Origin of the sequence: Mycobacterium simiae (genome assembly GCF_008370645.1) — a bacterium.
Taxonomy (GTDB): Bacteria; Actinomycetota; Actinomycetes; order Mycobacteriales; family Mycobacteriaceae; genus Mycobacterium; species Mycobacterium simiae_A.
Genome location: NZ_VTZN01000643.1, coordinates 1 through 265, shown reverse-complemented (window position 1 = coordinate 265; position 265 = coordinate 1). Strand labels below are relative to the sequence as shown.

Sequence of the window (265 nt, the reverse complement as noted above, 5' to 3'; positions counted from 1 at the left end):
CCGGTGATGAACGGGCGGTCGCGCTCGTCGACGTCGGACGTGATCAGCGTGGCCGCCTCGGCGTCGGTACGCGCGATGACGACGGTGGGAACATCAGCGACGTCAGCGGCCAAACGCGCCGAGGTCAGGGTGCGGATGTGCTGCTGGGTCGGGATCAGCACCTTGCCACCCAGGTGGCCGCACTTCTTCTCCGAGGCCAGCTGGTCCTCCCAGTGCGAACCGGCAACACCGGCCGCGATCATCGCCTTCTGCAGCTCGTAGACGT

Annotated in this window: 1 pseudogene; it reads right to left on the bottom strand. The window is 67.5% G+C overall.

The window, feature by feature from the left end:
* Nucleotides 1-265, bottom strand: a pseudogene (locus tag F0Q45_RS27230) (isocitrate lyase); the annotation flags it as partial.